The sequence below is a fragment of the Methylomonas sp. DH-1 genome (assembly GCF_046097555.1).
Classification (GTDB): Bacteria; Pseudomonadota; Gammaproteobacteria; order Methylococcales; family Methylomonadaceae; genus Methylomonas; species Methylomonas koyamae.
In genome coordinates, this window is record NZ_CP143089.1 from 749,430 (window position 1) to 775,149 (window position 25,720).

Sequence of the window (25,720 nt, forward strand, 5' to 3'; positions counted from 1 at the left end):
CCGAATTGGGTTTTGCGGTCCAATTGGCGATTGCTCCGGATGCCTGTCTCACCGGCGGTCGCGGTCGCGTTAGCCGGGGAAGCGAAACGGCCGTCCCGTGCGCTGCCGCCGGCTCGGTTTCGGCTAGCGCAAACAACCCGCGCCGGTTACGTTCAGTGTCTGGTTTTGTGCCTGGCGGCTATTCCGATCCCGCCTCCAAAGTCGCCAGCAGTTTGTCGAATTGAACCGGCTTGCTCAGTAGCGGCCAACCCGACTCCTGCATGCGCGCCAAATTCTCAGGGGTGGTTTCTCCGGTCAACAACACGGCCCTGACCGGCCCTGGCGCGTGTTGTCGGACGGTCTCGAGAAATTGCAAGCCGTCCATGCCGGGCAAACGGTAGTCGCACAGGTAATAATCCGTCGCATACAGTCTAGGGCTGGCCAGCGCATCCTCGGCGGAACGGAACAGCATCGCCTGCAAGCCTTGCATTTCGAACGCCAGCTTGGTGGCCACGCCGAGATCGGGGTCGTCCTCGACGATCAAGATCCTATGGCCGGGCGCCAGCTCGCTGCCGGCGGCCGCCGCGGTTTCCGCCGCTAACAGGTTGTCCTCAGTTTCCGCGTCGGCGTACAGGGGTACGCAGAATTCGAACACCGATCCCCGGCCCAGTTCGGAGCGGCAGCGGATTTCGGTATCGAGCAATCTGGCTACGCGTTTGCCGATGGACAGGCCCAGGCCGACGCCTTTGGCCCGGTCCCGCTCCGGATTGTTGATCTGGACGTATTCGTCGAAGATGGCGTGCAGAGCTTGTTGGGGGATACCGATGCCGGTATCCCAGACCTGAATCAATGCCCGGCTGCCGCGGGGCCTGATAGCGACCAGGATGCGGCCCCGCTCCGTGAATTTGACGGCATTGCCGACCAGATTGCGCAGCAGGTTCATCAGGAGCTGCTGATCGGTGAACAGCAGCGGACAGTGCTGCGACCGGAACAGTTCTAGCCGCAGCCGTTTCGCTGAGGCCAGTGGCGAAAACTCCGCTTGGATTATGCCGAGTAAATCCTGGCAGCAGACGGCCTCCGGGGCGGCCTGGATATTGCCGGTCTCGAGTTTGGACATGTCGAGCAATTGGTTGAGTATGTCGCCGAGCGCCCGGGATGAACGCGACAACTGCTGGACGATGTCTTGTTGCTTTTCGTTCAGGCCGTTCGCCTTTAATACCTCGATCAATAACAGGATGGCTTGGAGCGGCTGGCGCAAGTCGTGGCTGGCGGCGGCCAGGAAGCGGGTTTTGGCCCGATTGGCTTGCTCGGCATGCTGCTGGGCTTTGACCAGAGCGGTCTCGGCTTGCTTCAGATCGGAAATGTCCTGCACGGTCCCGACCGCGTTAAGCCATTGGCCTTGCCGATCGAATTCCAGTTCGGCCAAGGCCCGAATCCAGCGGATTTGCCCGTGCACGACGATGCGGTAGGTCACGTCATACGGCGCGCCCTGCAAGGCTGCGTACCAAGCCGTTTTGACTTTCTCGCGATCAGCGGGATGAACTCGTGCGAACCAGGCGTCGAACGTGGCGAGGTTTTTATCGGCAAAGTCGAACAGCCGGGCCGTTTCTTGGCTGATCTTCAACACTCCGCCGTTACCGTCCATCTGAAAACTGCCGATGCGGCCGACCGCCTGCGCCCGCTGCAATTGTGCCTCGCTTTTGCGCAAACCGGTCTCGATTTCCTTCAGGCGTGTGATATCCCGGCCCACCGACTGGATTTGCTCGAGTTTGCCGTCGGCGTCGTAGAAGCCGCGGTTCACGAACTGCATCCAGCGCAAAGCACCGCCGGCGACAAACACCCGATTTTCGACGAATACAACGCGATGGTCGGGCGACATCGTGCGCAGCCTGGCCTCCACCATCGGCAGGTCGTCCGGATGGACGGTCGGATGCCAGCGACGGCCGATCAATTCCTGGTGGGTTTTGCCGAACAAACGGCAATAGACGTCATTGACGAAGACAAAGGTGCCGTCCGGCAGGAAGCGGCTGATGGTCTCGGTCTGGTCTTCCACCACCATCCGGTAGCGCGACTCGCTTTCCTCGAGCAGTTGCCGGGTTTGGTGGCTTTCGGTGCGGTCGACAACCGCGCCGACCGTAATATCGGGGTGCCCGGCCAAGTGGGAAATGTTGAATTCGTACCAGCCCACGCTGCCGTCCTTGCGCTTCTGCGGAAAGCTGCCGTTATAAGCGTACTGGGTTTCCAGTCGCGCATAAACCTCCGCGCCGAATGTATCGTAGCTCTGCTGGTCAATGAACAGAATCCGGGTGGATTGCCCGATCATTTCGTCGCAAGCGTAACCGAACATGCTATGCATGGCCCGATTGGCCCAGACGATGCGTCTTGCCTGGTTGACCACCACGAGGGCAATGGAATAGCTCTCGAGAATTGCGGCCGATTGGCCAATTAACTTTTCGAGCATGGATGGCCTCGATGTGCAGCGGAGTTGGGGAGCGGCAATTTAAGATTTGCCTCGGCGAGCCCTTGTGCCAGCGGCGCTTGTTGGCGGGTAGCCGGCAAAGGCCTGCGCCAGTTATCCCAATAATAGCCTGAAACCGGTCGTTTCCCGGGCTCCAAACCGGGCGTATACGTGTTTATACGAATATTCCGCGAGACAAAGGCACATACAATACTGGCATCAGGCAATTTGAGCCGGTGGCCGTATTTTGTCCGTAACCCGAGCAGTGGCAACGCGAACCGAATTTAATGGCCGGCTTAAGCGATCGGCATGGAGTAAGGCATATGGTGGATTTGTTTAAGCGCAAACGTTCGGCATTCGTGCTTTGGGGAGCCGCTGATACTGCGCCGGCGCCCAATTTGGTTATCGGTCAATTCAAACCCGGCAATCCGCCGGAGTTGGTAAATCGTAAGCAATTTGCGTTGAAACGCGATGGCCAACTGTGGCACATAGACGCCGCCGACTGCGGTCTGGTCGACGGCCAGGTTTACCATTACTGGTTCGAGGTAACCGACACCAGCCCGACCCGAGACGGCGCCAGGATTTTATGTACCGATCCTACCGCGTTTGCTGTCGATTGGCGCTTGTTGGCGCCGCGCTTGCCGGCACCGTACCGCAGCGACGATCAGGATCCGGCGGCGGTCATCAAATTCGAACGGGGTGTGTTGCTACCGTGCGATCCGGGCGGCGAGGCCTGTATTCCGGCCCGGCCGATTGCGGCGGACAAGGCCGCGCCGAATAACCGGATCGTGATTTACGAACTGCCGACCGCTTGGTGTCGGATCAATATCCATCGCGACCCGGAAATCGGCGTCGGTACTTTCCGCGACGTGATGGCGCTGGTGGATACTGAAGTGGACGCGGCCAATTTCTCCGGGCTGGCTGCGTTACAGGCCGGCCGCAGCCATTTTGCCGAGCTGGGCATCAACGCCTTGGAATTGCTGCCGATTGCCGACAGTTTTGTCGATCGGGAATGGGGTTACGCTACCAGTAATTATTTTGCGCCCGATCATGATTTGGGTTTTCCGGCGGGCAATACCTCTCCGACTGCGAATACCGATCTGGTCGCACTGGTCAATCGCTGCCATGAACACGGCATCCGATTTTTCATCGATGCGGTAATGGCATTTGCTACCCGCGCCGCGATGGAAAATATCAATTTCCCGGATTTTCACATCGATGCCGACGCACATCCCGACGATCCGGATGCCAATCAGTCTAGTGGCCAGGGACGGCGACAGGGTTTCGGCGGCAAACTCTGGCGATACGGCCGCCTGCTGCGGCAAAGTTACGATCCGGTTTCCGGCAAGGTCGAAGACTATTTTCCGGCGCGACAATTCATGCAAGCGTATTTGTTGCGCTGGATGGCGGATTTCGCCATAGACGGCGTGCGGATGGATAGCGTCAACAATGTCGCCAACTGGGATTTCGTCGAGCAGTTCAAGGATTCGGCCAGGCAAACCTGGTTGGCAGCCGGTGGCCGGGACGACCGGTTTCTGGTGATTGGCGAAGAGTTGTCTGTACCGCTGGAGTTGGTCCGCCAAAATCGGCTGGATGGACTGTGGAACGAAGAGTTCAAACGCATGGTTCGCGCGGCCATTCTCGGTCGGAACAGCGAGAAAGAGTCGAGTTTCGAGTGGACGGTACGCAAACTGATCGACTGCCGTAATCTCGGTTTTCGCGACGGCACCCAAGTGGTCAATTATTTGGGTTCGCACGATACGGAGGGTTACCGAAACGAACGGTTATTCAATTTTCTGTTGAATAACGGCATCGTCTTTACCGAGGAACGCATCAAACTGGCCTTCGCCTGTTTGTTGACCGCCGTCGGGATTCCGATGATCTTCGCCGGCGACGAATTTGCCGACCAACACGACCTGAGCGTCAGCCATCCGCCCAAACAACTCGATGCGGTCAATTTCGAACGGCTGGAACAGCCTTTTCGCCGCCGTATCTTCGAATACGTCGCCCGGTTGGTGAAATTCCGCACCCAATACGACGCGTTGGCGGTCAACGATACCGAGTTTATCCATGTCGATTTCAACGACGGCAAACGTGTGCTGTGCTGGCGGCGAGGCTTCGCTGGCAGCGGCTCCCAAGTCGTGGTCGTCGCGAATTTTTCCGACTTTGCTACTGTCAACGCATTTGCCGAGTCTGCCGAATATCGGGTAAACAACTGGCCGGCCACCCCAAGCGGCAAAAAATGGCGGGAAGTCACTCGAATGCGCGATGTACCAGCAGCCTGGGTCGGGCGCGAGCCGATTTTTCCTTGGGAGGCAAAGGTGTATGCCCTGGTGGATGCCTAATCGAGTAAGGCGGGAAGCGGGTTATATCGTGTGGCGGACTTAAAGATTTGTCGCCCAATTCACCGAGCAGGAGGTGAACCGCTGTCGGTACCGGCATGACGGAAGGCCGCCGTAACGGCAACACTTTGCCAGCCTCTCGTTCCAGCCAAGCAAACGCATTGAGGATAAATCCGGATCGTCGGTTTGGCTGAGATTGGCCAAGGGAGGGCGGCAACTCGCGCACGCAAGAGGGCTTTTATCGCCCGCTACGCTTAGCAGGTTGGTGAAAAACTCTTTTTTGCAACCAATCAGACCTATATTTAGTACTACAAGATTGATTCAGCACTAAATAAAGGCTTCTTCTAGCTAAATTAGTGGCTGGAATATGGTTTTTCACCAACCTGTTAGGAGCGGGGGAATCCTAATATACCGGCCAAGCCAAAACCGAACAGCCAAACGGCCGCGGGAATAGGGGTTGGGACCGGCACCCCGGGTTGCGCTGACAAATAACTGTAGGTTATGTTGTTAATGCCGCCGTTGAAACCGTCCGGCCCGAATAAAATCATAAAACCTTTGTTTGATGAGGCGTTTACGGGAATAAGCGTACTTATTGCCCCATCTATCCATGGCGAATCCTGCAATATACTGGTTTGGGTTGCCAAGTCGATTACACTGTATTGAACGTTATTGCCATAACCATAATAGCCAAGGGCGAAGCTGTTGAGTTGCAACACCGTGTTCTCGGCAGTAACCGAAAGCTGTAAGGCGCAGTTTTCGCCATACCAACAAAAAGCCCCCGCGCCGCCCGAATAGCCTCTGTCGTAAGCCAGCAACTCGGTAAATAAATCATTATTCGGATCCCAGTTTAAAGATACTGGGCCATTGCTGCCGAAGCCAGGCTTTATCTTTTGTATCGGTTCCCAATTAAAAATATCGGCATCTTCAATTTTTACGGTTACTACCGAAGCATGCGAAAGGTTGATATTTAATGCCAAAAATAGTAATGCCAGAAATTTTAAGTTAAACATAACAGCCTCATCTCGATGGGGTTTGCTAATCCCGGTGCGGTTATAAAGTCATTTTATGCTCCGATAGTTTGATTCTAACTTCGCATCAAAATGCAAATTCTTTAAGGTCTTCTTCGTAATGAAAGATCCTGGTAATGGCCATATTGCCCTTTAGCAGGTTGGTGAAAAACCATATTCCAGCCACTAATTTAGCTAGAAGAAGCCTTTATTTAGTGCTGAATCAATCTTGTAGTACTAAATATAGGTCTGATTGGTTGCAAAAAAGAGTTTTTCACCAACCTGTTAGGGCCAGGCTTTTGCGCCCCGTTTTGTCGTTGCCCGCCCCGGCTTCGGCGCCGCTGTCGATAACAATACGGCAGGCGGATGGGCCTATTACTCTGTCGGCGAGCAATACCAAGCGTTTAAGTTGTCCCCCCGTTGTTAATGCCTTAAACCGTACCCAAGCCAAATTGGCAGGGTAACCCGCAATCGACAAAGATTCCGCTCCCCAGCCATACAGATATAGATTGGGATTGTCCTGCGCTTGTTCTTGGTAAAGGCTCTTGATAAGCAAGTTTTGATGGGGATTGGCATTATTGTTCTGGCCTTGAATATTGGACTTGCTATACAGGGATAAAAGCGTTAACTCGTGATTAACGGTTAAGTTGGCCGAATATTCCGATATTGGCGTATGTTTTAACTTGCTTTTTTGAGGCTGGACGATATTAAAATTTTGTCCGAAAAAATCGCGACGCTCTTCTATGGTTGCATTGAAGACAATAGGCTCAGGGTTTTCGCTCGAGCTAATTTTGGCAAAATTGCTTTCCGGTTTGTTTGTCGCGCCATCCGCATTGACTTCAATAGCATAATCGGCCGCTACGGCTTGGCAGCCTCCGGCCAATACTGCGGCACTTGAAACATCCAGCACGGCTTCCAATAGCATGAGCGCGGCAACTTGATTGGTCTCGAGTTTTATTTCCGTAACCGCTGCGGGGCCATTGTCGAATAGCTTCGGCACTTTTACCGTTTCCGAAGATGCTTGAACCGTTGAGGTGAAGCTCAAAATAACACCTGAATCCGTGTTCGCACTAACGTAAACGCCTCCAAATGCGCATGAGTGCATTTTTTTACATGCCGCATCCTTGCAACGTTGTTTTTTATCATCCAGCGGACGATTTTTTCGCCCAAAAGCGGTCCGCCCAGGCTCGATTAGCCCGTTTGAGTGGGCAATACCCCAAAGGGCGGCAAGCCCGGGGGGGTAATCCGCCGGGAGTGAGCCGAGTCATTGTGTGTTTCGGTCCGCGTTTATCCCGGCGTAGCGTTCGGCTGAACCACCAACCGCTGCTGCAAATACTCAAACAGCCGGGCGACTGGCGAAGCCTGCCCCAAATCCAGCCACCACTGCCGGGCTTTGTGGATGACTTGCCCGGCGCGATACATGATTTCCTGCAACACGGTTCTGATGCGCCGCCGCTTGGCGGGGTGTCGGATCGGCGCCAAGTCGCCGAGTAGGCCCAGTTGGCCCAACAAGCGTAAGCAGTTGTAGGCCAGCATGCCTAAGCGCAGGATGACGTCGTTGGTGTCGAATTTGCCGGACGGTAGCCGCTCCAGGTCGAGGTCGGTCTTGAACTCGGAATGAAATTGCTCATGGGTGCCATGGTCGCGGTAGCGTTCGATGACCATGGCTTCCTCGTCGTCCAGACTGGTCCACCAGCCTTCCAGTTCGATGTCGGGCAGCAGCAAGTGCTGCCCGCGCTTGTCGATGGTGCGTTCGATCAGGCGTAGCACCAGACGAAACGGGCGAGTTTGTTTGCCAAAGCGGCGTTCAACGTTGATCGACCAGAGTGCTTCGCGTTTGCCTGCACGTTTTTCGACGAAGGCACCCACCGCTTCGGCTTGCGCCACCCACTGGTCTTTGTCCTGCCGACGCGGATTCCATTTCACCAGATAATCGAACGACCGCCCCATCGCGGCCCAGCGGTCTTTTTCCTCGGCGGCTTTGAATAACAGCTTGGCGCTGTCGAACCCGGAGTCCTTGCGCATCAGCACCGCTTGTTCGGCTGGCACCAGACGTTCGACGCGCGGCAACAGCCGTTCCAGAAAATACTCGATCCCCAGCGACGAATGCCAGCGCCCGGGCCTCAGCTCCAGGCCAACGCACCAGCCCTCGTTGCCCAGATAGGCTGCCACCGGCGTATAACCGTCCACGCCCTGATAAGTACGGCTGACCTCTTCCTTCTGGCTGCCGCTTTGATCCATCACAAAGGTATCCATGTCCAAACAGACGTAACCTTTGTGCGGCGTAATCGGCGCGGCGGCGCCTTCGAGCAGGCGAACCGACATCTCGTCCAACGGCTCGCGCAGCGGGTCACTGACGCGGTCCAGGCGCTGCCGCAACCAAACGCTGCCCGGCACTTTGCGCAGGTTGAGCGCCTGCTTGAAAAAACGGTCTTCCCGAAACGGCTCAATCGCCTCGAAGTCGCTCTTGCCGATGCTGAGCAGGCCCGTCGCCGATTTCACGAGGTCGGACGTCTTGATGCCTTGCGAAACCGGTATCCGCCCATCGACAACCGCTTCAACATTGATGATGTCCAGACATTGACCCACCAAGGCCAAACCCGCATACGAGGTGAATTCCTTTTTGGAAGCTTTCAGCTTGAAGCGACGCATGATTATTTTGGGTGAACAAATAAGACACCTATTATCCCTTTTTTATCAGCCATTTATCCGGCTTTTGTTGGGCGAGAACACGGACTTAGGTAACAGTTAACAGGCTGGTGAAAAACCCACTGATATTTCCCCTTACCCACGGTTGCCGTGATTTTTTCGTGTTGAAATCGGTCATGACATCGAGTTTCAAGCGTTTTGCCCCTGTTTCAAGGGCTTTTTATTCGCCTGAAGCCGTCTGTGGACGGTTTTCAGGCGTACTTCACCCTAGGTGGGCGCACTCCACGCCGGTTTCGGCGTGAACACCAATAGGTTGAGCAAGCGCGTCAGGTTGTAGGCGGCGAAGCAAAACAAGGCTTGGCCAGCGACTTTGGCTAAGCCGATGTGACGGGTTTTGCGCAGGCCGCCGACCGTTTTGACCCAGCCAAAGGCTTCTTCGACGATTTTGCGGCGCTTGAGGCTTTGGGCGTAACCTTTGCCGCGCGCGGTGCGGCCATCGACGGCACTGCCGGTCTTTTTCCGGGCCACATGGGCTTTGATGTCTTGCGCCTTGAGTCCGTTGACGAAAGCCGGTTGGTCATAGCCTTTGTCGGCACCGACGCTACCGCCTTTGGGCACACGGCGTTTGATCATTGTTTGCGCGGCTTCGATTTCGGCGGTGCCGGTGGCTTGGGTGGTTTCGACATCGACAATCAGGCCGTTGCGATTCTCGGACAAGGCATGGGTGATGTAACGCAGTTTGGCCTCGGTGTATTCGCCTTTCTTGTAGAGCCGCGCTTCCGGGTCTGTCGTGCTTTGGTGGGTGGCGTTGCTGCGCTTTTCGCCGCTGAAGTCGACCTCGGGATTGCGGCCGGCGGGTTTGTCCGGGCCGCTGCCGTCTTTCTTAACGAAGCTTTTGTGCGAGGCCCAGGCTTCAATGAGGCTGCCGTCGACACTGAAGTGTTCGTCGGACACCAGGTTTTGCCATTCGGCTATGGCCAGTACCCGCTCAAAAAATTCGCGACTCAGCGCTTCGGACAGCAGCCGTTCGCGGTTGGCGCTGAACACGCTGCGTTCCCAGACAGCATCGTCGATGCCCAGACCGACAAACCAGCGAAACAGCAGGTTGTAGTCCAGCTGTTCCATCAACTGGCGTTCGCTACGAACGGTGTACAGCACTTGCAACAGCAAGGCGCGCAGCAGTTTTTCGGGCGCAATCGACGGGCGGCCAGTGTGCGAGTAACGCTCGGCAAAGACGGCATTCATAGAGGTCAATACGCCATCGACGAGTAGACGTAAACGACGCAACGGATGCTGTTTGGGAATACGTTCTTCCAGGCTAACGTAGCTGAACCAGCTACTTTGAATGGCATCGTGTCCGCGCATTGAAAGGCTCCAAATTTAGGTAGCCTATTTTAACAGTTGGCGGCTCATCTATGCCTTAGCCTACTTGGCTTTTCGAGTTTTTCACCAGCCTGTTAATTTGGTATTCATAATAAATCTCCTGTACAAGTTAATTATTTTTCTGCCATAGATCATGTTTAAATCGTCTAGGCATGGCAAACCCGACGATTAATTTGGGCTTAACACCCGAATTCATTTGCGCGGAATTTGTCCGTTGTATTTTTGCGTCTAATTGCAAGCGCCCCCATTAATACCGAGCCCATCATCCAAACAGCGCTTGGTAGCGGCACAATTGCAGGTGCCAATCGCGGTGTGGCACTATTTAGCCCCATCACATCGAAAATATAAGGCGAGCCTTCGCCGCCTTGGGTATCGTAATAAGCCAGCCAATATTCGTTTTTGGGTAATCCGTTATAGAACCAGCCGAAATCGGGGGATTGGTCGACATTGGTTAATTTCAACCAATAGCCGGTGTTGGGTTGCAATATTGCGGGTGCGTTTTGGTCTTGCGCGTCGGCCGAAAAATGTATTTTGGTTCCGAAGTTGCCGTTGAATATTACCGATGTCGGGCTATTGAATTGGAATATGGATTGGCCTAGATCTTTGCCGATATTGGTTGACGAGCTGGGTACATTGGTAAATATTTCCAGCTTAACAGGTTGGTGAAAAACTCTTTTTTGCAACCAATCAGACCTATATTTAGTACTACAAGATTGATTCAGCACTAAATAAAGGCTTCTTCTAGCTAAATTAGTGGCTGGAATATGGTTTTTCACCAACCTGTTAACGCCGGATAACGAGCTTTGCTCGACAGGGGAATATTGTCCTCCGTCTAATTGCAGATCGGCCCCGGATACATCGCAGCCATTCGCACAGGTAATCGGATTCACAAAGAAATATCCGGCGACCCAGTCGTCGGCGTCTTTATTGAGCATGTCGGTGCCTGACTGGGCTCCAATAATAGGGTTGCCTTGCGGAGTAAACAGGTAATGGTATGTGCTATAAATACTGTCAGCCGATACTGGGCTTGCAAACAGGCAAATTACTATGGCCGAACTTAAACTTGTTATGGGTGATTTAAACTTAAACATAATTGCCTCTTAGATATATTTTTCAATTAAAATCCAGCCACCATCAAGAAAATTAATAGCAAAGCCAAGGCAGTAACCGTCCTGGTTTGCAAATCAAATCTCAATAAAATCTTTTAGTGGTTTATTAAAACTCTCGTGCTTTTAAGGCGCGATTAATCCTAATCAAATTTTAATTTGATTGTAATGCGTAGAATTACTATAGGTAGTTTTACTATGGGTGGTTTTACGTAGGCGGCAGAAACTCCGTCCTATTAGCCAAACGATGCGGTATTTAAAATCGCGGCGAATTTCAAGAGTCGGCCGAGCGGCTTTTGCCCGGTTATTTGAGTTTTGTTTTAAGAGGCCCGCGTATGCGCTGCTAGGGCCGGCGCAATGCCTTAGCCGCCAAAATCGGCTTTGTACGATGCATGCGCCGAAAATCTTGAAAACGGAGCGCCGGCGAAGTGAAGATTTTCAGTCGGCTTATTGCGCTGGGCAGCGCAATAAGCCGTGCTCTTCGGCTCCGCCGCCGGCGTGAGCGGTCAAGCTGCACCAGCTTGGTTTCAGGCGGGTAGCGCTGCGATGGGGGGGCTGAATGCCGATTTACTGTCGGCCGGAGTTTGGGCGGCAAATTTTGCCCGCGGCATGGCCGATGCCGAGCGGAACCTCGGCTATTACCCGGCCGCCATATAAACGGCAAACCGGTCGAAGCTGTCTTGGGCTGGGCCGAAATCGTAGTTTGATTGCGGCAATCCATCCGGCGCAATCAAGATCGCTACCAGGCGAAACAATTTAGCGTCGCGGTTTGCAGCCTGAATCGGATGGTCGGTATCGTCTGGGGCGGATTTTGCCGCCCCGTTTTGGGCGAATATCCTTGCCGCTTACAAACCCAATTCGGTCAAACCGGCGTGGTCGTCCGGCCTGCGCCCCTGCGGCCAGTGAAACAGGCGCTCGCTGTCTTTGATCGGTAAATCGTTGATGCTGGCAAAGCGGCGCTGCATCAAACCGAACTCGTTAAACTCCCAATTTTCGTTACCGTAACTGCGAAACCAGTTGCCGGCGTCGTCGTGCCATTCGTAAGCAAAACGCACCGCGATGCGGTTTTCGGTAAACGCCCATAATTCCTTGATCAAGCGGTAATCCAGTTCCTTAGCCCATTTGCGTTGCAAAAACTCCTTGATCTGTTGCCGTCCTAGCGGAAACTCGGCGCGGTTGCGCCAGCGGCTGTCTTCGGTATAAACCTGCACCACCCGGTCCGGATCGCGGCTGTTCCAGGCGTCCTCGGCCATGCGCACTTTTTGCGCGGCGGTTTCGGCGGTAAACGGGGGAAGAGGTGGTTTGGTATCCATAGTGCGCTCCCGGAAGAAGAGGGTTATGTAGACAGAATTGTCTACTGGGTTTATCGTAGCGATTGTAGACAGAGTTGTCTACAATCGGCTTATGGTCTTCGAATCCTCGACAACCGTTTCCGATTTGCCCGCGCGGGAGCGGATTTTACTGGCGGCGCACGACCTGTTTTACCGGGAGGGCATTCGCGCGACCGGAGTCGATAAAGTCATCGCCGCGGCGGGCGTGACCAAGGTCACTTTCTATCGCCACTTTCCGAGCAAGCACGATTTGATTCGGGCTTTTCTGGAATATCGGCACGGAATCTGGATGGATTGGTTCGTCGACGCGATCCGGCGCCACGGCGGCGTTCCCGGCGGCGGGCTATTGCCGCTGGTCGCGGTAATGGAGGAATGGTTTCGTAAGCCGATTTACCGCGGTTGCGCGTTTATCAACAGCGTTGCCGAATTGGGTGGCACCTTGCCGGAGGTTTTGGCGATTTGCCATAGCCACAAGCAGGACATGGTCATGGCGGTGCGGGAGTTGCTGGCCGACATGCCCGGTCGCGACGGATTGGCGCAAGCCGCTGCCGTTGCGATAGACGGGGCCATCGTCCGCGCCCAGACCGAAGCTCCGGACGCGGAAGTTAAGGAGTCGTTACGCAGTCTGGCGTTGGTGTTGTCGGCGTTGCAGGCGGCGTCAGCCGCGGCGGCCGAAACGGCGCAGCAATAATTTTTCCAAGCCGACGACGGCATAAATCACCAGACTCACGGCCAAAATCAATAACCATTCGTCCTGGCCGATCGCCGCGCTGCCGAATAAATTCTGCATGGGTGGCCAATAGGTGAACAACATCTGCAGGGCGATCATGGCGCTGACGCCGACCAATACCCAGGGATTGGAAAACACCCCGACTTTAAACATCGAATAACGTAGCGATCGGCAGTTGAACAGATAAAACAGCTCGCCGAAGACGAACACGTTTACCGATACCGTGCGGGCTTTGGCCAGGGTTTCTTGGTGCATCAGCTCCCATTCGAACAAGCCGAAAGCGCCGGCCAGCAACAGCACGCCGACCAGGCAGATCCGCAGCAGCAAGTGCCTGGTCAGGATCGGTTGCTCCGGATTGCGCGGCTGGCGTTGCATCAGGCCCGGCTCCTTGGGTTCGAACGCCAGCATCAATCCCAATAGCACGGCCGTGGTCATGTTGATCCACAAAATCTGCAGCGGTGTGATTGGCAATGCCACGTTGGCAAATACCGCCGCGGTGATCACCAGGCCCTCGCCCAGATTGGTCGGCAGAGTCCAGGCGATGAACTTCACCAGATTGTCGAATACGCCGCGGCCTTCTTCGACGGCGGCCTCGATCGTTGCGAAATGGTCGTCGGTCAGCACCATGGCCGCCGCTTCCTTGGCGACTTCGGTGCCGCCCTGGCCCATTGCCACGCCGATGTTGGCTTGGCGCAAGGCCGGCGCGTCGTTGACGCCGTCGCCGGTCATCGCCACGACGTGGCCTTTGGCTTGTAAGGCGCGGACCAGCAGCAGTTTTTGTTCGGGAGCGATGCGGGCGTAAACGCTGCAATGTTCGACCTGCTGCAGGTAATCGGTTTCGGTGTAATTTTCCAGCTCGCTGCCGGTGATAGCCTTCTCGCTGTGGCGCATGCCGAGTTGTTTGGCGATGGCCAAAGCCGTGACCGGGTGGTCGCCGGTGATCATTTTCACGGCGATGCCGGCCCGGTAGCAGGCGGCTATCGCCCGTGCCGCTTCCGGCCGCGGCGGGTCTATCATCGCTTGCAGGCCGAGGAATGTCAGGCCGCTGCTGACTTCGCTATGGGCGACGGCATTGTCGCCGTGGCCGGTACGGGCGAAGGCCAGGACGCGCAAGCCTTGTGCGGCAAGTATTTCCGCCTGGCGTTGCAATTGGCGCTTGTCGAGCGGAACCGGTTGCAAGTCGGCGGAAAAAGCGCTGTCGCAACGTTCGAGCAAGCTTTCCAGCGAGCCTTTTAAGTAGACGTGGCGTTCGTCCAATGCCAAGTTGTGGTGCAGCGTGGCCATATATTGGTATTGCGATTCGAACGGGATAGCGTCCAATCTCGGGTGGCCGTTGCTGACGCTGGCATGGTGTAAACCGGCTTTATGGGCGGAGACCAGCAAAGCCGCCTCGGTCGGGTCGCCTTCGATCCGCCAGCTATCGATGTCGGCGATCAAGCGGGCGTCGTTGCACAGTAGGCCGGCTTTCAGGCATTCGAGCAGAGCGGGTTTTTGGTGCGGGTCGACCGGTTGGCCGGCTGCGAGAAATTCGCCGTCCGGCGTATAGCCGCTGCCGCTGATAGCAAACTGTTCGCCCCCGGCATAGACGAATTGCACTGTCATCTGGTTTTGGGTCAGCGTGCCGGTTTTGTCGGAACAAATGACCGTGGTGCTGCCCAAGGTTTCGACGGCGGGCAGTTTACGGATGATGGCGTTACGCTTGGCCATGCGCGAAACGCCGATGGCCAGTGTGATGGTCAGCGCCGCGGGCAAGCCTTCCGGAATCGCGCCGACGGCCAAGGCTACCGAGGCCATGAACATATCCAGCGCGCTTTCGCCGCGCCAGACGCCGACGGCAAATGTCAGCGCCGCGCAGGCGACGATGACCCACAGCAGCAGCTGGCTGAATTGGCTCATTTTTCGCGTCAACGGCGTTTCCAGCGGTTCGGCCGCTGCGATCAAACGGTTGATGCGGCCGATTTCGGTGTTGTCGCCGGTGCCGACCACAACGGCCAAGGCGCTGCCGTAACTGACCAACGTCGACGAATAGGCCATATTAGTGCGGTCGGCCAACAAGGTCGCGGCGGCTAGGGTTTGGGCCTGTTTTTCGGCCGGCACGGACTCGCCGGTTAAAGCGGCCTCGTCTATTTTCAGTTCTCGGGTTTGCAGTAAGCGCAAATCCGCCGGCACCTTGTCGCCGGATTGCAGATAAACCAAATCTCCGGGTACCAAGTCGGCGGCGGCGATGGTCCGGCGCTGGCCGTCGCGCAACACATTGGCGCTGAGGTTCAGCGTTTGCGCCAGCGCATTGATCGCTTTCAGAGCGTTGGCTTCCTGGACGAAGCCGATGATGGCGTTAACCAGTACCACGCCGAAAATAACGCTGCTGTCGGCCCATTCTTCCAGGAATGCGGTGGTCGCGGCCGAAAACAGCAGAATGTAAATCAGCGGTTGGTGGAATTGAGCGAGCAGTAAGCGTAAAGGCCCTTTGCCGCGCGGCGGCGTCAGGCGGTTGGGGCCGGTGTCGGCCAGCCGGGACTCGGCTGCTTGGCCGGACAGGCCGGCGCCGAGTTGCACATCGAGCTGCGACAGTAACTGTTCCGGCGGCAGATTATGCCAAAGGGTTTGCGGATTCTGCTTCATGGTCTAAGAATAACGGTTGTGGCGGTAGGATAGGTGTGCGGTTTTTCGGCGCCGATTCGGGCCGGTATGCGCTTCGGGTTGACAATCGTCATCTTCTGCTTGTTCCTTGCTGGCTATAGGGTTATAGTCCGTAACCGAGGCTTGGGGCCTTATTCTAAATTAAAATAAAAACAAATAGTTGGAGGTAGATATGGGCGGAGTTATCGAATTGGTGGTGTTGATGCTGGTTATTGCCATCTTCGCGTTTGCACCGTTGGGGTATTTTATATACATGTATACAATGAAAAACGGCGAGCCGTTCGGCGATATCGAGCCGCACGGCGACAGCGAATCGGCTGTGTTGAACGCAGTCGCTAAGGCGATCAACACGGTCAAAGGCAAGCTTGGCAAAAGTTGATCAGCCTTACTGTTCGGCAAAAGCCGGGACTATCCCGGCTTTTTTATGTTCGTTTGCCGGCTATATCGCTGCAAGTCGGGCAGGCCGGATTTTTCTTCAAGCGCAGCGTTCGCCATTCCATGGCCAGACCGTCCAGCATTAATAATCGTCCGGTTAAGGGTTCGCCGATCCCGGTAATCAATTTAATGGTCTCCAGCGCCTGCATGCTGCCGACGATCCCGGTAATCGGCGCGACCACACCGTTGCGGGCGCAATTTTGCAATTCTTCGCCGTCGCTTTGGTAAAGGCAGTTGTAGCATGGGCTTTGGTTGCGGCCGGGCGTGAACACGCTGATTTGGCCCTCGAAGCGGATCGCCGCCCCGGATACCAGCGGCGTCTGCTGTTGTACGCAGGCTTGGTTAATGGCGAAACGGGTGGTGAAATTGTCGCTGCAATCCAGCACCACGTCGGCTATTTCGACTTGTTCCAACAGTTCTGCGCCGGTTAGCCGCCGCTTGCGCGCCTCCACTGTTACCTGCGGATTGATTTTTTCCAGCGTCTGCCGGGTTGAAATCACTTTATCCAACCCTATATCGGAGGTGGCATGGGCGATCTGCCGTTGCAAATTGCTCAGATCCACCTGGTCGTCGTCGTACAGCGTAATGCTGCCGACACCGGCGGCGGCGAGATACATCGAGGCCGGCGAACCCAAGCCGCCGGCGCCGACGATTAGGATTTTGGCCTCGATCAGCTTTTGTTGGCCGGCAATGTCGATTTGCGGCAGCATGATCTGGCGGCTGTAGCGGAGTAGTTGTTCGTCGTTCATAGCGTAGACGGTGGTAGGTGAGCTGCAGATGATGCCAAAGAGCTTGACAGAGTGCAAAACCCGGATATTATTAGCACTCGTTATTGGAGAGTGCTAATAAATTGCAAGTTGTTCAAAAACCGGGTTGCTCGACTCTGATCGCCAGGGTTTTTAAACCGCTTTTCAGTTTTAACCTTTAACTTTATTAATCGAGGAGACATTGATGAAAATTCGTCCGTTACATGACCGTGTAGTCGTAAAACGCGTTGAGGAAGAGACCAAAACCGCCGGCGGTATCGTGCTGCCCGGTTCCGCCGCGGAAAAGCCGAGCGAAGGCGAAGTGCTGGCGGTGGGCTCAGGCAAACCGTTAGACAACGGCCAAGTACGTCCTATGGCAGTCAAAGTCGGTGACAAAGTACTGTTCGGTAAATATTCCGGCACCGAAGTTAAAGTCGATGGCGAGCAATACATCGTCATGCGCGAAGAAGACATCATGGGCATTTTGGGCTAATCCCTATTAACCTCATTTATCTTTTTCAATCTCTTTAAATATTTAGGAATTAAAAAATGGCAGCAAAAGACGTGAAATTCGGTGGCGACGCCCGTGCTTTGATGGTAGCCGGTGTCAACATTCTGGCTAACGCGGTTAAGGTCACTCTGGGTCCGAAAGGCCGCAATGCCGTGCTGGACAAAAGTTTCGGCGCACCGACCATCACCAAAGACGGTGTGTCTGTTGCAAAAGAAATCGAATTGAAAGACAAATTCGAAAACATGGGCGCGCAAATGGTTAAAGAAGTCGCGTCCAAAACCTCCGACGTGGCCGGCGACGGTACCACCACTGCAACGGTACTGGCGCAAGCTATCGTCAACGAAGGCCTGAAATCAGTTGCCGCCGGCATGAATCCGATGGACCTGAAACGCGGTATCGACAGCGCCGTAACGGCTGTGGTTGCTGCGATCGAAAAACAAGCGATTCCCTGCAGCGACAGCAAAGCCATCGCCCAAGTAGGCACCATCTCTGCTAACTCCGACGAATCGGTCGGTGCGATCATCGCCGAAGCGATGGAAAAAGTCGGTAAAGAAGGCGTCATCACCGTCGAAGAAGGCACCGGTCTGAACAACGAGCTGGACGTCGTCGAAGGTATGCAATTCGACCGCGGCTATCTGTCTCCGTATTTCATCAACAAACAAGAAAGCATGAGCGTCGAACTCGACGATCCTTTCGTATTGTTGTACGACAAAAAAATCTCCAACATCCGCGAAATGTTGCCGATTCTGGAAGGAGTTGCCAAATCCGGCCGCTCCTTGCTGATCATCGCCGAAGACGTCGAAGGCGAAGCGCTGGCGACACTGGTGGTCAACAACATGCGCGGCATCGTTAAAGTCGCAGCCGTTAAAGCGCCTGGTTTCGGTGACCGCCGTAAAGCCATGCTGGAAGATATCGCGATCCTGACTGGCGGCGTCGTGATTTCCGAAGAAGTCGGTTTGTCTTTGGAAAAAGCCGACATTTCGCAACTGGGTACTGCGAAACGCGTCCAAATCAACAAAGAAAACACCACCATCATCGACGGTGCCGGCGACGAAGGCCAAATCAAAGGCCGCGTAGCGCAAATCCGCGCTCAAGCCGAAGAAGCGACTTCCGACTACGACCGCGAAAAACTGCAAGAACGTCTGGCCAAACTGGCTGGCGGTGTAGCAGTGATCAAAGTCGGCGCCGCAACCGAAGTGGAAATGAAAGAGAAGAAAGCTCGCGTCGAAGATGCACTGCACTCAACCCGTGCTGCGGTTGAAGAAGGCGTGGTTGCCGGCGGCGGTACCGCGTTGATCCGCGCCCTGTCTGCGTTGGAAGGCCTGAAAGGCATCAACCACGACCAAGACGTCGGCATCAGCATCCTGCGCCGCGCGATGGAAGAGCCTCTGCGCCAAATCGTTGCCAACGCCGGCGACGAAGCGTCCGTGGTGTTGAACGAAGTCAAAAAAGGCAGCGGTAACTTCGGTTACAACGCAGCGACCGGCGAATACGGCGACATGATCGCGATGGGTATTTTGGACCCGGCGAAAGTGACCCGTTCAGCGTTGCAAAACGCTGCTTCCGTGGCCGGTCTGATGATCACCACCGAAGTGATGATCGCTGACGCACCGGCCGACAACAAAGCCCCGGCAATGCCTGACATGGGCGGCATGGGCGGCATGGGCGGCATGATGTAATTCATCTGGTCGGCTTGAGCCAGAAAACCCCGGTCTCCGCAAGGAACCGGGGTTTTTTATTGGTTGCAGCCTTGCGGTTGCATTGAGTTTCGGGATTGCCGAAATTAAACTGAAATTTACAACACGGTTGCGCCGGTTGGCGCAACAACGGGGTAAGGCATGGCTGATACAGGCTACGAGATATTGATCGCCGACGACAACGAGACCAATCTTTGGCTACTGCGCGAGCAATTGTCGCAGTGGACGGAAGGCGTGGTTTTGGCAAGCGATGGTCGGGAGGCCTGGAATTTATTGGACCAACACCGCTTTGGCCTGGTGTTTCTGGATATGAATATGCCGTTTCTAAGCGGCTTGGATTTGATCGGCCGGTTACGGGCCAGTGCGGGCCCGAACTGCCGGACTCCGGTCGTTGCCGTAACCGCCCATGCCCAGGAAAGCCAACGGATTCAAGCCTTGGCAGCCGGATTCAATGATTATCTGGTCAAGCCGATTCGTCTGGCGCGGTTGCAGGAAATTGTAGCCCGCTGGCGGGTGGAGCCGGCGGGCGGCGCCGAGTATTACGCACAACAGCTTTTACGCAAAACTCAGGAAAACCGGCAACTCAGCCAAAGTTTGGCCGGTAAATTATTTGCCGAATTGCCGGCCCATCTGGCCGAGATAGAAGGATTCTTAGGCGATTCGGCAACTCGGCAGGCTTGGGAAGTCGTACATAAACTGCACGGTACCTTCTGTTTTTTCGATTTTGGGGATTGTTTGGCCGTGACCGAAAGTCTGGAGCAAGCGTTGTTGACCAATCAGCTCGAACAGGCGGGGAGGCATTTCGAGGCGTTGAAACAGAAGTCGGCTTGGCTGTTGCGTCACCAAGCGGCAGTCCTGCACTCTTTGGCGACCAAAGCGGCGGATGCTAATCCCCCGCCGTCTGCTAGAGGTTAGGCCGGCGGGAAAATTTCCGATTATTTCAATTCGTCCAACAGCGCTTGGGCGGCCTGTTGTTGTTGTTTGGAGCCTTTGGCGAGTACGTCTTCGGCAATGGTTTTGGCGGCATCGATGTCGCCCATATCGATATAGGCTTTAGCCAGGTCGATTTTGGTTTCGTATTCGTCCATGTCGGTCAGGTCGGATACGCCGACTTCGAATTTGTCGTCGCTGCTTGAACTGATAATTGGCGCGTCGAAATCGAATTCGAAATTGAAATCGTCGACAGCGTCCGGCGTTGCTTTATCGGACGCTGCGTCGGTTTTCGCATTCAGATTATCGAAGTCGGAGAAGTCGAAAGTTTCCAGTTTCAATTCCGATTCCAGATTCAACGGCGAATCGGTTTTGTTCGAGGCGCTTGCCAAATCGGGAGTCGCCAAATCCACGTCAAAGTTAAAATCGAAGCTATCGATCTCGGCCGGTTTTTCCGCCGGCGCCTCCGTTTGGGTTTCGGTGGTACCGAAGTCGGCGAAATCGAAGCTTTCGATGTCCGCCGCGGTTTGGTCCGCGACCGTCGCCTCTCTACCGGAAGCCGCCGGTTTTGGCGGTTCCAGGTCGAAATTAAAGTCGAAGCTTTCGATCGTATTGTCTGCAATGGCCGGGTTTTCGGCCGTTGCGGAACCGGTCTCGTCGGCAGGACTGGAGAATTCGATGGTTTCCAGAGCGATATCGTCGCTGGCGGCAACGGTCTTGGTTTTCTCGTCTGCGGCCGGCGCGGCAAAATCCAGGTTGAAGTCGAACGATTCGAAGTCGCTGCTTTCAATTACGGCCGATTCTTTGCTATCGGCGTCAGATGGCTTGTCGCCGGATAGGTCGTCTGAAATCGGGGTTTTGCTTTTTACTCCGCTGTCGAAGTCGCCTAAATCGAAGTCCAGGCCGTTATCGTCAAGTCCCGGATTTTTATCGAGATCCAGGTCCAGGTCCAGATTCGCCAATTCGTCATCCAATAATGCGAATACCGAATCGTCTTTCAGAGCGGCGGTATCGGTTTCGCCTAGGGAGGTTGTCGCGGAGGATTCGAACGATTCGCTGGCCGTTGCCGGGGCAGCGGCATCGCTGCCGAACAGCGGCGCATCCGGCGCGATCTCCTTGGCCATGTCGGCAATTTTTTTCCAGAACGGCTTGTCGGCTTTCTTGCCGGCATCTGCGAGCTCTTGGGCGTAGGCGCAGAAAGCATCCTTGTTTTCGCTGGCGTAGAAAATTTCCAGCAACTTCAGCTTGCATTCGTCGCGATGCGGTTGTTCCTGTATCGCGTGGCGGATCAGTTCTTCCGCCTGTTGGTAGCGGCCGTACGCCAGATAAACGTCGGCTTCCGAAATCGGATCGACTTCGTTTTGGTCGGTATCGAATGCGTCGAAATCGCTCGGCGTGAAATCGCTGATAAAAGAGCTTTCCCCGACCGTGCCGACGTCGTACTCGGACGTGTTGCTGATGTCCATGATCGGCACCGAGAGGCTGCTTTCGGAATCCGGCATCTGGATTTGGCTGGCCGAGGCGAACATGCTCTCGGTGTTGATACGTTCGTCGATATGGCGTTTACGCCACAGCAACCAGCCTAGTAAGCCGAGGATGCCGCAGCCCAATCCGCCGACTACCCAATAATAGGCGTCGGAGGAAAACAGGCCTTCCTCTTCGGGGACTGGCACGGGAGCGGGAGGCGGCGCAACTTTTACCACCGGTTTCGGTGCGGGCGCTGGTGCCGGTTGCACGGCCGGTTGTTCGGCTACCGGCGCGGTTGGCGGCGGAGTTTGTGCCTGAGGCTGAGCCGGGCTGGGTTCGGTTGCCGGCGGTGGCGTTGCCTGAGTAGGCGCCGGCGTGGTTTGGGTCTGTGCCGGAGCCGGAGCCTGTTTGTTGTTTTGTAGCGTGGCAAGCTGTTGGTCTTTCAACGCCAGCAACTGTTGCATCATGTTCAGTTGCTGTTCCAGCTTCTCGATGCGGGCCTGCAATTCCAGATCCTTGCCTTCGCCGGATGCCTCGGCCGCGCTTTCCGTGGTCGCGGTGGCGGCAGTCGAATGCGCACCGGATTTGGCTTTTCCGCCGACCACTGTATTCTCGGCAAGTTTCGCTTCCGACGGTGCGACCAGTTCCAGCGGTTTGGCCGGTTTTTCGGGGGCGGCCGGCTCGGCTTTCGCTACTTTGGTTGCCGGTTTGGATTCCGGCCGTACCGGCTGTGGAGCGGATGCCAGGCTCGGAACTTTTAATAGGGCGCCTTCTTTCAGCGAGTTGATGTTGCCGTTATTGAACGCATCGGGATTGGCTTTATGCAATGCATTCAGCATTTGTTGCGTCGGTACATTGCGTTCTTGGCCGAGCTGAGTAGCGATGCTCCACAGCGTGTCGGTTTTTTGCACCGGGCCGAATTCGCCGTCTGTGGCGATTGGCTGGCTAACGCTGTCGCCGAGTTCCGCTTTAACCGCTCGCCGCGGCGCCGGCCGGGTTTTCTTGGCCGGACGTGGCGGCTCGATTGCCTCTGCGGAGTAATCCGGCGCTTGGACCACCGGAATCGTGGCTTGGTTATAAGCCGTCGGCGGATCGATCAGCAGCGTGAATTCGCGGGTCATGCTGCCTTGCGGCCAGGAGACTTCCAACAAAAAATCCAGAAACGGTTCGGTCAGAACCTCGCGGGACGTGATTTTGACGACGATCGAGCCGTTGGCTTGCACCACCGGCTCGAATTTGACTTTCGACAGGAAATAGTTCCACACCACGCCGGCCTGGTCGAATTTTTCCGGCGGCGCCAGACGCACCGAAACATCGGCAGGGTTTTCGCTCGAGTCGACGGTTAGCTTGATTTCGGCATTAAGATGTTGGTTCAGCGCGGAATGCAATTGTATTTCGCCGATGCCGAGCGGCAGGGCGTTAACCGGTGCTAGCAGCGAGACAACCGCTAAAGCTTTAGTTAAATTGCTCACATTGCTTTCCTTCACTGGTGACACCTCGGTGCTATGACCTCACAAAAAACAGAGCTAAGCTTAGACTAGATGTAGCTTTTTACCAGGACTTCGGCGATCTGCACACTGTTAAGCGCCGCACCCTTTCTGACGTTGTCGCTGACCACCCACAAGTCTATTCCGCTCGGATGCGAGATGTCTTCGCGGATCCTGCCGACGAATACATCGTCGTGGCCGGAGGATTCGGTGACTGCCGTCGGGTAGCCGCCGTTCTCGCGTTCGTCCAGCAAGGTGACGCCGGGCGCCTGGCTCAGCAATTCGCGGACGCGTTCCACCGATATTTTCTGTTTGGTCTCGATATGTACCGCTTCGGAATGGCCGAAAAATACCGGTACCCGCACTGCGGTGGGGTTGACTTGTATATCGGCATCGCCCAGGATTTTTCGAGTTTCCCACACCATTTTCATCTCTTCCTTGGTGTAACCGTTGTCCATGAATACGTCGATTTGCGGCAACACGTTGAAGGCGATTTGCTTAGGATAAACGCTGGGCGAAACCGGTTTGGCATTCAACAGATTGGCGGTTTGCGTCGCCAATTCTTCGATCGCTTCCTTGCCGGTGCCGGATACGGCCTGGTAGGTAGCGACATTGATGCGGCTGATACCGGCCGCGTCGTAAATCGGCTTTAACGCCACCAGCATTTGTATCGTCGAGCAATTCGGGTTGGCGATGATGCCGCGGTTTTTGTAATCCGCGACTTTTTCCGGGTTGACTTCCGGCACTACCAGCGGGATGTCGTCGTCGTAGCGGAATTGCGAGGTATTGTCGATCACGACGCAACCGGCTGCGGCGGCTTTGGGTGCATATTCGGCCGAAACCGAAGCGCCTGGCGAGAACAAGCCGATCTGCACCTTGGAAAAGTCGAACGTGGCCAAGTCCTCGACGACCAACGATTCGCCTTTGAACGGAATCCGCTTTCCGGCCGAACGCTCGCTGGCCAGCGCATAAACTTTGCCGACCGGGAAATTGCGCTCTTCCAAAATTGAAATCATGGTTTCGCCGACCGCGCCGGTGGCGCCGACGACCGCTACATCGTAGGTTTTAGACATCGTGGTTTATCCTTGTAAAGCTTTGAGAACGGCGTTGCCCATTTCGGCCGTGCTGACTTGGGTCGTGCCGGCGGAGTAGATATCGGCGGTGCGCACATTGGCATCCAGCGCGGTATTGACCGCCGCTTCGATGCGCTCGGCCGCTGCGGGTTGGTTGAAGGTGTACCTCAGCATCATCGCCACCGACAAAATCGTGGCCAGCGGGTTGGCGATGCCTTGGCCGGCAATATCCGGCGCCGAACCGTGGATCGGTTCGTACATGCCCTTGGCGTTGGCGTCCAGCGAAGCCGACGGCAGCATGCCGATGGAACCGGTCAGCATCGCCGCGATATCGGATAAAACGTCGCCGAACATGTTGGTCGTGACGATGACGTCGAACTGTTTCGGCGCCCGCACCAATTGCATCGCCGCATTGTCGACGTACATGTGGCTCAGTTGAACGTCGGGGTAGTCTTTGCCGACCTCGGCCATCACGTTGCGCCATAATTCGGTGACTTCGAGCACGTTGGCCTTGTCGACCGAACACAGTTTCTTACGGCGCTTTTGGGCGATGCGGAATGCCGAATGGGCAATGCGGCGAATTTCCGATTCGCTGTAAATCTCCGTATTCAGGCCGACTTTTTCGCCGGATTCGGCAACGTGGATACCGCGCGGTTGGCCGAAGTAGATACCTCCGGTCAATTCGCGGACGATCATCAGGTCCAGGCCGGCGACTACTTCCGGTTTCAGCGTCGAGGCGTGCACCAATTGCGGGTACAAAATCGCCGGCCGCAAGTTGGAAAACAGATTCAACTCGGAACGGATGCCGAGCAAGCCGCGTTCCGGCCTGATCGCGTGGGCCAACGGTTCCCATTTCGGGCCGCCGACCGCACCGAGCAGCACTGCGTCGGCGTTCTTGCACAGGTTCAAGGTTTGTTGCGGCAGCGGCGTGCCGAAGGCGTCGTAAGCGGCGCCGCCGACCAGTGCAGACTCGAAGTTCAGGCCGAGGCTCATGTCGGCGTTGATAAAGTTCAACACCTTCAGCGCTTCGGCGACGATTTCCGGGCCTATGCCGTCACCCGGTAACACGGCGATTTTTTTCGGCATCAATCGACCTTATTACCGTGGCTCAAGCTTCTCTGAATAGCCAGGGTGCGCGTTTGGCGCGTTCCGCTTCGTAGGCCTTGATTTTGTCGGCGTGTTGCAAGGTCAGCGCGATGTCGTCCAGGCCGTTCAGCAAGCGGTAGCGGCGGTTTTCGTCGACGCTAAAGCCGATAGATTCGCCGCTCGGCGTCGTGATGGTTTGCGCTTGCAGATCGATGGTCAATTGGTAACCGTCGCCGAGCTCCTTGAACAAGCGGTCTACCGTTTCCGCAGGCAACACGATAGGCAAAATGCCGTTTTTGAAGCAATTGTTGAAGAAGATGTCGGCGAAGCTCGGCGCAATAATGGCGCGGAAACCGTAATCTTCCAGCGCCCACGGCGCGTGTTCGCGCGAAGAGCCGCAGCCGAAGTTTTCCCGGGTCAACAAGATTTGCGCCCCTTGGTACTGCGGTTGGTTCAGCACGAAGTCTTTATTTAACGGCCGGTTGCTGCAATCCATTTCCGGCTCGCCGCGGTCCAGATAACGCCATTCGTCGAACAAATACGGGCCGAAACCGGCGCGGCGGATGGATTTCAAAAACTGTTTCGGAATGATGGCATCGGTATCGACGTTGGCTCGATCCAGCGGTGCAACCAAAGCGGTCAAAGTGGTAAAAGCCTGCATCG

Annotated in this window: 19 protein-coding genes; 6 read left to right on the plus strand and 13 right to left on the minus strand. The window is 55.7% G+C overall.

The window, feature by feature from the left end:
• Nucleotides 1-178: 178 nt before the first annotated feature.
• A complete protein-coding gene (locus VXJ35_RS03555; RefSeq protein WP_064020513.1) occupies nucleotides 179-2,440 on the minus strand; it encodes a PAS domain S-box protein in 2,262 nt (753 codons plus the stop codon).
• A 320-nt stretch (nucleotides 2,441-2,760) separates the two neighbouring features.
• On the opposite strand from VXJ35_RS03555, the gene VXJ35_RS03560 reads away from it, so the two are divergent.
• Nucleotides 2,761-4,782 (plus strand): alpha-amylase family glycosyl hydrolase, encoded by a 2,022-nt coding sequence (locus VXJ35_RS03560; protein WP_197495956.1) that lies wholly within the window; start codon nucleotides 2,761-2,763, stop codon nucleotides 4,780-4,782.
• A 383-nt stretch (nucleotides 4,783-5,165) separates the two neighbouring features.
• Here the strand turns inward: VXJ35_RS03560 and VXJ35_RS03565 are convergent, their stop codons facing one another.
• The 6 genes from VXJ35_RS03565 to VXJ35_RS03590 all read right to left on the minus strand — a co-directional run bounded on the left by VXJ35_RS03565 (nucleotide 5,166) and on the right by VXJ35_RS03590 (nucleotide 12,237).
• Complete coding sequence (locus tag VXJ35_RS03565) at nucleotides 5,166-5,789, minus strand: hypothetical protein (protein ID WP_064020514.1); 624 nt, start codon at nucleotides 5,787-5,789, stop codon at nucleotides 5,166-5,168.
• A 271-nt stretch (nucleotides 5,790-6,060) separates the two neighbouring features.
• On the minus strand, nucleotides 6,061-6,831 hold the full coding sequence (locus VXJ35_RS03570) for a hypothetical protein (protein WP_157198054.1): 771 nt from the start codon (nucleotides 6,829-6,831) through the stop codon (nucleotides 6,061-6,063).
• 242 nt (nucleotides 6,832-7,073) lie between these two features.
• Complete coding sequence (locus VXJ35_RS03575) at nucleotides 7,074-8,438, minus strand: IS1380 family transposase (protein ID WP_064020516.1); 1,365 nt, start codon at nucleotides 8,436-8,438, stop codon at nucleotides 7,074-7,076.
• A 264-nt stretch (nucleotides 8,439-8,702) separates the two neighbouring features.
• On the minus strand, nucleotides 8,703-9,800 hold the full coding sequence (locus VXJ35_RS03580; RefSeq protein WP_064019980.1) for an IS5 family transposase: 1,098 nt from the start codon (nucleotides 9,798-9,800) through the stop codon (nucleotides 8,703-8,705).
• Nucleotides 9,801-9,997: 197 nt separating this feature from the next.
• Nucleotides 9,998-10,909 carry a hypothetical protein gene (locus VXJ35_RS03585; RefSeq protein WP_157198055.1) on the minus strand — a complete coding sequence of 304 codons (912 nt, stop codon included), beginning with the start codon at nucleotides 10,907-10,909 and terminating at the stop codon, nucleotides 9,998-10,000.
• A gap of 860 nt (nucleotides 10,910-11,769) precedes the next feature.
• Complete coding sequence (locus VXJ35_RS03590) at nucleotides 11,770-12,237, minus strand: nuclear transport factor 2 family protein (RefSeq protein WP_064020518.1); 468 nt, start codon at nucleotides 12,235-12,237, stop codon at nucleotides 11,770-11,772.
• 91 nt (nucleotides 12,238-12,328) lie between these two features.
• Between VXJ35_RS03590 and VXJ35_RS03595 the strand changes: the two genes are divergently transcribed.
• Nucleotides 12,329-12,946, plus strand: coding sequence for a TetR/AcrR family transcriptional regulator (locus VXJ35_RS03595; RefSeq protein WP_064020519.1), 618 nt, complete (start codon nucleotides 12,329-12,331; stop codon nucleotides 12,944-12,946).
• On the opposite strand, the gene VXJ35_RS03600 is transcribed toward VXJ35_RS03595, so the two are convergent.
• Nucleotides 12,914-15,607 carry a cation-transporting P-type ATPase gene (locus VXJ35_RS03600; protein ID WP_064020520.1) on the minus strand — a complete coding sequence of 898 codons (2,694 nt, stop codon included), beginning with the start codon at nucleotides 15,605-15,607 and terminating at the stop codon, nucleotides 12,914-12,916. The two genes, VXJ35_RS03595 and VXJ35_RS03600, sit on opposite strands and share 33 nt — an antisense overlap.
• A gap of 190 nt (nucleotides 15,608-15,797) precedes the next feature.
• Between VXJ35_RS03600 and VXJ35_RS03605 the strand changes: the two genes are divergently transcribed.
• A complete protein-coding gene (locus VXJ35_RS03605; RefSeq protein WP_064020521.1) occupies nucleotides 15,798-16,004 on the plus strand; it encodes a hypothetical protein in 207 nt (68 codons plus the stop codon).
• A gap of 43 nt (nucleotides 16,005-16,047) precedes the next feature.
• Here VXJ35_RS03605 and VXJ35_RS03610 read toward each other — a convergent pair whose 3' ends face one another.
• Nucleotides 16,048-16,809: a molybdopterin-synthase adenylyltransferase MoeB gene (locus VXJ35_RS03610; RefSeq protein WP_082880786.1), complete on the minus strand. Its 762-nt coding sequence runs from the start codon at nucleotides 16,807-16,809 to the stop codon at nucleotides 16,048-16,050.
• A 202-nt stretch (nucleotides 16,810-17,011) separates the two neighbouring features.
• On the opposite strand from VXJ35_RS03610, the gene groES reads away from it, so the two are divergent.
• From groES to VXJ35_RS03625, 3 genes are all read left to right on the plus strand, one after another.
• Complete coding sequence (groES, locus tag VXJ35_RS03615; RefSeq protein ID WP_054760220.1) at nucleotides 17,012-17,299, plus strand: co-chaperone GroES; 288 nt, start codon at nucleotides 17,012-17,014, stop codon at nucleotides 17,297-17,299.
• Nucleotides 17,300-17,355: 56 nt separating this feature from the next.
• Complete coding sequence (gene groL / locus VXJ35_RS03620; protein ID WP_064020522.1) at nucleotides 17,356-18,996, plus strand: chaperonin GroEL; 1,641 nt, start codon at nucleotides 17,356-17,358, stop codon at nucleotides 18,994-18,996.
• A gap of 159 nt (nucleotides 18,997-19,155) precedes the next feature.
• On the plus strand, nucleotides 19,156-19,929 hold the full coding sequence (locus tag VXJ35_RS03625; RefSeq protein ID WP_054760223.1) for a response regulator: 774 nt from the start codon (nucleotides 19,156-19,158) through the stop codon (nucleotides 19,927-19,929).
• A 20-nt stretch (nucleotides 19,930-19,949) separates the two neighbouring features.
• On the opposite strand, the gene VXJ35_RS03630 is transcribed toward VXJ35_RS03625, so the two are convergent.
• From VXJ35_RS03630 to leuD, 4 genes are all read right to left on the minus strand, one after another.
• Entirely contained in the window at nucleotides 19,950-22,883 is a 2,934-nt protein-coding gene (locus VXJ35_RS03630; protein ID WP_231914841.1) for a FimV/HubP family polar landmark protein, read from the minus strand.
• Nucleotides 22,884-22,948: 65 nt separating this feature from the next.
• Entirely contained in the window at nucleotides 22,949-23,971 is a 1,023-nt protein-coding gene (locus VXJ35_RS03635) for an aspartate-semialdehyde dehydrogenase (RefSeq protein WP_054760228.1), read from the minus strand.
• 6 nt (nucleotides 23,972-23,977) lie between these two features.
• Nucleotides 23,978-25,057: a 3-isopropylmalate dehydrogenase gene (gene leuB / locus VXJ35_RS03640; protein ID WP_064020524.1), complete on the minus strand. Its 1,080-nt coding sequence runs from the start codon at nucleotides 25,055-25,057 to the stop codon at nucleotides 23,978-23,980.
• 22 nt (nucleotides 25,058-25,079) lie between these two features.
• A complete protein-coding gene (gene leuD, locus VXJ35_RS03645; RefSeq protein ID WP_064020525.1) occupies nucleotides 25,080-25,718 on the minus strand; it encodes a 3-isopropylmalate dehydratase small subunit in 639 nt (212 codons plus the stop codon).
• Between the last annotated feature and the right edge of the window lie 2 nt (nucleotides 25,719-25,720).